Genomic DNA, 6,216 nt, shown 5'->3' with positions numbered 1-6,216 from the left:
CAATGTGAGCAGCGCCAATGGCGCGTGCTGCACCCGGACAAGCCGGAGCCGATTGAGTTCCGCGATGGCGTCCGTGCCTTCGATTTCGCCGAAACCCTGGCCCGCCTGCATTTCACCGATACCGGCCAGCGCGCCTCGGTGCGGGTGGAGTCCAGCGGTGCGTTTGTCGAGGCGATCAGCTACGGCTGAGCACGCCGCTTGTCGGCACGGTCCGCGCCATCCACGCTTGGCGTGGATCTGCTTTTGCGCCACCAGCAATCTGGTAGATCCACGCCAGGCGTGGATGAGGAACCTGGGGAGCCACGCATGGCTTGGCCCCACCAGACCCCTGCAACGCTCTCAGCCCGCCGCGCTCAACGGCGGGTTGCCGGCGGCCAGCTGCGGCCAGCGCTTGAGCAGCGCCGCACGGATGCCGGCCGCATCGATGCCGGCCTCGGCCAGCAGGTCCTCGCGGCTGGCGTGATGCTGGAAGGCATCGGGCAGGCCCAGGTGCAGGATCGGACGCAGCACATCCTCGGCATTGAGCAGTTCGGCCACGGCCGAACCTGCGCCGCCCGCCACCACGTTGTCTTCGATCGTCACCAGGGCGTCGTGCTGGTTGGCCATGGCAAGTACCAGTTCGCGATCGAGTGGCTTGATGAAACGCATGTTGACCACGCTCAAACCCAGTTCGCGACCCACCTGTTCGGCGGCGGCGACGGTGCTGCCGAACGCGAGCAGGGCGACGCGGTTGCCTTGCAGGCGCAGCTCGCCCTTGCCGATCGGCAGGGTCGACAGATCGCTGCCGGCATCCACGCCGGTACCGCTGCCGCGCGGGTAGCGCACCGCAGCCGGGCCGGGGTGCTGCAGGCCGGTGCTGAGCATCTGCCGGCACTCGGCTTCGTTGGAGGGTGCCATCACCACCATGTTCGGCACGCAGCGCAGGAAGCTGAGGTCGAGGTTGCCTGCGTGGGTTGCACCATCCGGGCCGACGACGCCGGCGCGATCGATCGCGAACAGCACATCCAGGTCCTGGATGGCCACGTCATGCACCAACTGGTCGTACGCGCGCTGCAGGAAGGTGGAATAGATCGCCACTACCGGCTTGCCGCCCTGGGTGGCCATGCCTGCGGCCAGGGTCACCGCGTGCTGCTCTGCGATGGCCACATCGAAGTAGCGCTGCGGATATTCCCTGCTGAAGCGCACCAGGCCCGAGCCTTCGCGCATTGCCGGAGTGATGCCATACAGACGCGGCTCGGCTGCGGCGGCGTCACACAACCAGTCGCCAAACACATCGGTATAGGTGGGCTTCTTCGCGCCGGTCTTGGCCACCAGGCCCTTGTCCGGATCGAACGGGCCCACCGCGTGGTAACCGATCTGGTCGCCTTCGGCCGGCTCGTAACCCTTGCCCTTGGTGGTCATCACATGCAGCAGCTTCGGGCCCTTGGAGGCACGCAGCGTCTTCAGCGCGGACAGCAGCGCCGGCAGGTCATGGCCATCGATCGGGCCGGTGTAATGGAAGCCCATTTCCTCGAACATCGTGGACGGCACGAACATGCCCTTCCAGTGTTCTTCCCAGCGCTTCACGAAACGTGCGGGATTGTTCTTCTTGTCGCCGAGGATCTTCTTGCCGCCTTCGCGCAGCGCATTGAGCGTGCGGCTGCCGGTGGCGCGGCCGAGCATCTTGGTCAGCCCGCCCACTGCCTCGGAAATCGACATGTTGTTGTCGTTGAGGATCACCAGCAGGTTCGGTTCCGGTTCCATGCCGCCGGCGTGCATCAGCGCTTCGAAGGCCATGCCGGCGGTCATTGCACCGTCGCCGATCACGGCCACGACCTTGCGATCATCACCTTCGGTCTGGCGCGCGATGGCCATGCCCAGCGCTGCGGAGATCGAGGTCGAGGAGTGGCCGACACCGAAGGTGTCGTACTCGCTTTCCTCGCGCTTGGGGAACGGCGCGACGCCATCCTTCTGCTTGACGGTATGGATCTCGTCGCGGCGACCGGTGAGGATCTTGTGCGGATAGGTCTGGTGGCCGACGTCCCAGACCAGCTGGTCGACCGGGGTCTGGTACAGGTAGTGCAGGGCCACGGTGAGCTCGATCACGCCCAGGCCGGCGGCGAAATGGCCACCGCTTTTGCCGACCGATTCGATCAGGTAGGCACGCAGTTCATCGGCGACCGCCGTCAGTTCGGATTCGTCGAACGTGCGCAGGTCATCCGGTGTCTGGATGCGCGCGAGGCGGGGATAGCGGGCAGAGTCGATCATCATGTTCGCACTTGTTCTGAACGCCCATTTTCGCCCTCAAACGGGGGTGGGGCAAGCAAACGCCGCCGCCCGTGACAGGACGGTGAGGGTTGCATTCCCGGATGTTCAGGTGCAGAGCTTGGAACGCTTGGGCAGCTGGGCCCTCAGGAACGCCATCTGGTCGGCCAGGATGTTGCGGTTGGACAGGATCAGGTGCTCGATCCAGCTCGGCCGGTACGGCACCGCCAGCAGCGGCATGCCGGCCTGTTGCGGGGTGCGGTCGCTCTTGCGCGAATTGCAGTGGAAGCAGGCGGTGACTACGTTTTCCCAGGTATCCAGGCCGCCTTTGGACAAGGGCATGACGTGGTCGCGGGTCAGGGTCGGGCGTCCGAACTGCTGTCCACAGTAAAGACAGAGATGGGCATCGCGGGCGAACAGGGCCGGGTTGGTCAGGTTCGGTGTCGGGTCCAGTGCACGCGAGCGGGCATGGCCGCGCGCGGCGATGATCGGGTGCAGGTCCATTCCGCTCTGCATGCCACTGCGACGATTGGTCCCACCGTGGATGTGCAGGCAGGGATCGCCGAGGGTCCAGGCGACGGCATCGCGGGCGTAGAGGCAGGCGGCGTCCTGCCAGGTGATCCAGTCCAGGACCCGGCCATGACCATCCAGTGAGAGCAACCGGACCGTGCCGGGGCGATGCAGCGTCGTGGCGTTGGGCGATGCTTCGGCGCCCGGAGCAGAAAACGGAGCTCCGGCTTCGATCAGACCCAAGCGTGTAGTGTCTGTCTCCATCGGGAAAACAGCTTATACCTGAATCATTGCGATTTGGGTATCGCCCGGAGGGCGAAACCCAAATCGCAAGATTCAGGTCCGCGCATTCTTCCTATCCCCCGCGCCGTCGGCGCGCCCCCTTTAACAAAAGGGGGCTTTTCTCCAGAGGCATTACGGATGGTTTCCATCCACGCTTGGCGTGGATCTACCGGGAAATTGTCGAAGGCGGGGTGGGGCCGGTTGCGGGGGCGTGAGCGCCATGGATGGCGCGATCGAGGCTACAGGGACGTACTTGCGCCGTCCCCCGCAAYYGGACCCACCCCGCCATCCCGCAGGAAACCAGCTGTTGCTGTTGCTCCAGCTGTTGCGGTTGCCGGCCAGCGGCCGGCACTACCGTGGGTGCCGGGTGCCGGGTGCGGCCCGGCTCAGGCGCCGAAGCGTTCGTCGTCCATTGCCATCAGCGGTGCGGCGCCCGCCTGGATGGCGGCGGCGTGGCTGAGGGTGCGCGGCAGCACGCGGGCGAAGTAGAAGCGCGCGGTCTCGCGCTTGCCTTGGGCAAACGCCGCACCGTGTGCGCTGGCATCGGCGGCGGCAACGCTGCGKGCCCACCAGTAGGCCAGCACCACATARCCCGAATAGAACAGGTAGTCGTAGCTCGCTGCGCCCAGTTCGTCCGGATTGGCGGCCGAACGCTGCAGCACGTCCATCGTCAGCTTGCCCCATTCGGCGGCCTTGGCGCGCAGCGGGCCGATGAACTCGGCCAGGCTCTCGTTGCCTTCATTCGCCTTGGCGAACGCTTCGATCTCGGCCAGCATCAGTTTCAGGCCAGCGCCCTGGCTGGACGCGGTCTTGCGGCCGATCAGGTCCAGCGCCTGGATGCCGGTGGTGCCTTCATACAGCGTGGTGATGCGGGCATCGCGGGCCAGCTGTTCCATGCCGTGCTCGCGGATGTAGCCGTGGCCGCCGAAGCACTGCAGGGCGTTGTAGGTGTTCTCGATGCCCCATTCGGTCTGGCAGGCCTTCGAGATCGGGGTCAGGAAGCTCACCAGGGTGTCAGCGCGCTCGCGCTCACCGGCATCGTCTGCATGGTGGGCGACGTCGATCAGGGTGGCCGCATGCAGGGCCAGCAGGCGGCTGCCTTCCACCAGCGACTTGATGGTCAGCAGCATGCGGCGCACGTCCGGATGCACCAGGATCGGGTCGGCCGGCTTGTCCGGGAACTTGGCGCCGCTGAGCGAACGCGACTGCAGGCGCTCGCGGCTGTACTTCAGCGCGTTCTGGTAGGCGCGCTCGGACAGGCCGATGCCCTGCAGGCCGACACCCAGGCGAGCAGTGTTCATCATGGTGAACATCGCCTGCAGGCCCTTGTGCGGCTGGCCGACCAGGTAGCCCTGGGCGCCATCGAAATTCATCACGCAGGTGACCGAGCCCTTGATGCCCATCATGTGCTCGATCGAGCCACAGCGCAGCGCGTTGCGCTCACCGACGTTGCCGTCGCGGTCGACCTTGAACTTCGGGGTGACGAACAGCGAGATGCCCTTGGCGCCCGGGGGAGCATCSGGCAGYTTGGCCAGCACCAGGTGMAYGATGTTKCCGGTCAGGTCRTGYTCRYCGSCGGTGATGAAGATCTTGGTGCCGGTGATCGAATAGCTGCCATCGGCGTTCGGCTCGGCCTTGGTCTTGAGCAGGCCCAGGTCGGTGCCGCAATGCGGCTCGGTCAGGCACATGGTGCCGGTCCAGCGGCCTTCGATCAGCGGCTTCAGGAAGGCCTCGTGCTGCCAGGCTTCGCCGTGCTGCTTCAGCGCTTCGATGGCGCCGTGCGACAGCAGCGGGAAGTTGCCCCAGGCCAGGTTGGCGGCGTTGATCATTTCATTGAGCGGCACGCCCAGCGTGTGCGGCAGGCCCTGGCCGCCCAGTTCCGGCGCCGCAGTCAGGCCGGTCCAGCCGCCGTCGACGAACTGGTCGTAGGCCTGCTTGAAGCCGGGTGGGGTGGTCACTTCGCCGCTGGCCTGGTCGAGCACGCAGCCGATCTCGTCGCCCACGCTGTTGAGCGGGGCCAGCACGCTGGCGCTGAAGCGGCCGGCTTCTTCCAGCACGGCATCGACGACATCGGCGGTGGCGTCGGTGAAGCCAAGACGGGCGAACAGCGGCTCGACCTTCAGCACATCGTGCAGGCCGAAACGAAGGTCGGAAAGCGGGGCGGTGTAGCTGCTCATCGGTGCGTCTCGATTTGATCAGTAACAGGAGGAGCGGCGCGATGCGTCGCGGCGGAAAGCGGAGATCAGCGCAGCACGCCGGGCAGGCCCGGGGCCTGGTTGAGCGTGCTGCGGCTGTTGATATCGAAGGTGCGCTGCTTCTTTTCCTGCGGCGTGGCCGACACCGTGCCCTTCAGGCTGTAGGCGAGGGTGCGGTTGCTGGCCAGTGCGTCGGCGATCACCAGGCGTGCGGCCGGGCTGGGCTTGAAGTTCACGTTGATGACATCGGCGGAGACGCCGCCGATGGRGATGCCCGGCTTGGCCGACAGCGGGCCGGCCTCGGTGTCGCCGATGGTCAGGGCCAGTGCGACGTCGTCGAAACTCATCGGCATCGAACTGTAGTTCTGCAGGCGCAGAGCGACAGTCCAGTCGCCATTGGCCTGCACGGTCAGCTGCTGCAGGCTCGCGGCCGGTTCCGAAACGCGCTTGACGATGCCATCGCCGCAAGCGACCAGGGCCAGGGTGCACAGGACGATCAAGACGGTACGGAAGCGGTGGAACATGGGCGCAGGTCCTCTGAAGGCGGTGCGTGGGATAAGCATACTACGGCGTATGGTGGAAAGGGTCGCCCGTGGCGACCGGCCACAGAGGGTAGCGCGTGAAGATGCACGCGAGGCGTGCGCGATGCTGGATTGCGGACGTTGCGTGCGCCGGTCGGGCGGCGCCTCAGTCGGCGGGCGCGTCGCGCACGGGCGCGTCGTGCACGGGCGCCATCAGACGCAGCGGCGCCAGGTCGTAGCCCATCGCTTGCGCCTTCGCCTTGAGCTGGTCGAACAGGGCGCGGTCCATCTCCGGCAGGCGCGCGAGGATCCACAGATACCTGCGGCCGGGCTCACCGACCATTGCCCACTGGTAGTCCGGGTCCAGCGCGATCACCCAGTAGTCGGCCCAGACCAGAGGCACCCAGCTCAGCCAGTCGGGAACGAAGCGTACCTGCAGCTGGCCGGGCTGCCCCGCAACGGGC

General features: G+C 66.4%; 6 protein-coding genes. 1 reads left to right on the top strand and 5 read right to left on the bottom strand.

The window, feature by feature from the left end:
• Window positions 1-189 (top strand): hypothetical protein (locus AC1VAN_RS08060; protein WP_480985592.1); only part of this gene is annotated, 189 nt, incomplete at its 5' end.
• A 150-nt stretch (window positions 190-339) separates the two neighbouring features.
• On the opposite strand, the gene dxs is transcribed toward AC1VAN_RS08060, so the two are convergent.
• From dxs to AC1VAN_RS08035, 5 genes are all read right to left on the bottom strand, one after another.
• Window positions 340-2,247 (bottom strand): 1-deoxy-D-xylulose-5-phosphate synthase, encoded by a 1,908-nt coding sequence (dxs, locus tag AC1VAN_RS08055; protein ID WP_032951912.1) that lies wholly within the window; start codon window positions 2,245-2,247, stop codon window positions 340-342.
• A gap of 105 nt (window positions 2,248-2,352) precedes the next feature.
• Window positions 2,353-3,018: an HNH endonuclease gene (locus AC1VAN_RS08050; protein ID WP_025876340.1), complete on the bottom strand. Its 666-nt coding sequence runs from the start codon at window positions 3,016-3,018 to the stop codon at window positions 2,353-2,355.
• 404 nt (window positions 3,019-3,422) lie between these two features.
• Complete coding sequence (locus AC1VAN_RS08045) at window positions 3,423-5,213, bottom strand: acyl-CoA dehydrogenase C-terminal domain-containing protein (protein WP_480985591.1); 1,791 nt, start codon at window positions 5,211-5,213, stop codon at window positions 3,423-3,425.
• A gap of 65 nt (window positions 5,214-5,278) precedes the next feature.
• A complete protein-coding gene (locus AC1VAN_RS08040; RefSeq protein ID WP_480985590.1) occupies window positions 5,279-5,755 on the bottom strand; it encodes an LEA/WHy family protein in 477 nt (158 codons plus the stop codon).
• 163 nt (window positions 5,756-5,918) lie between these two features.
• The coding region (locus tag AC1VAN_RS08035) for a lipocalin family protein (protein WP_480985589.1) at window positions 5,919-6,216 on the bottom strand (298 nt) is incomplete at its 5' end.

It is taken from the genome of Stenotrophomonas sp. 05L44_2 (assembly GCF_056665995.1).
This window is presented reverse-complemented; position numbering and strand designations above follow the sequence as displayed.

Excerpts from the sequence above, each read along its gene's own strand:
- dxs (WP_032951912.1), bottom strand. The coding sequence starts at position 2,247 with ATGATCGACTCTGCCCGCTATCCCCGCCTCGCGCGCATCCAGACACCG.
- AC1VAN_RS08050 (WP_025876340.1), bottom strand. The coding sequence starts at position 3,018 with ATGGAGACAGACACTACACGCTTGGGTCTGATCGAAGCCGGAGCTCCG.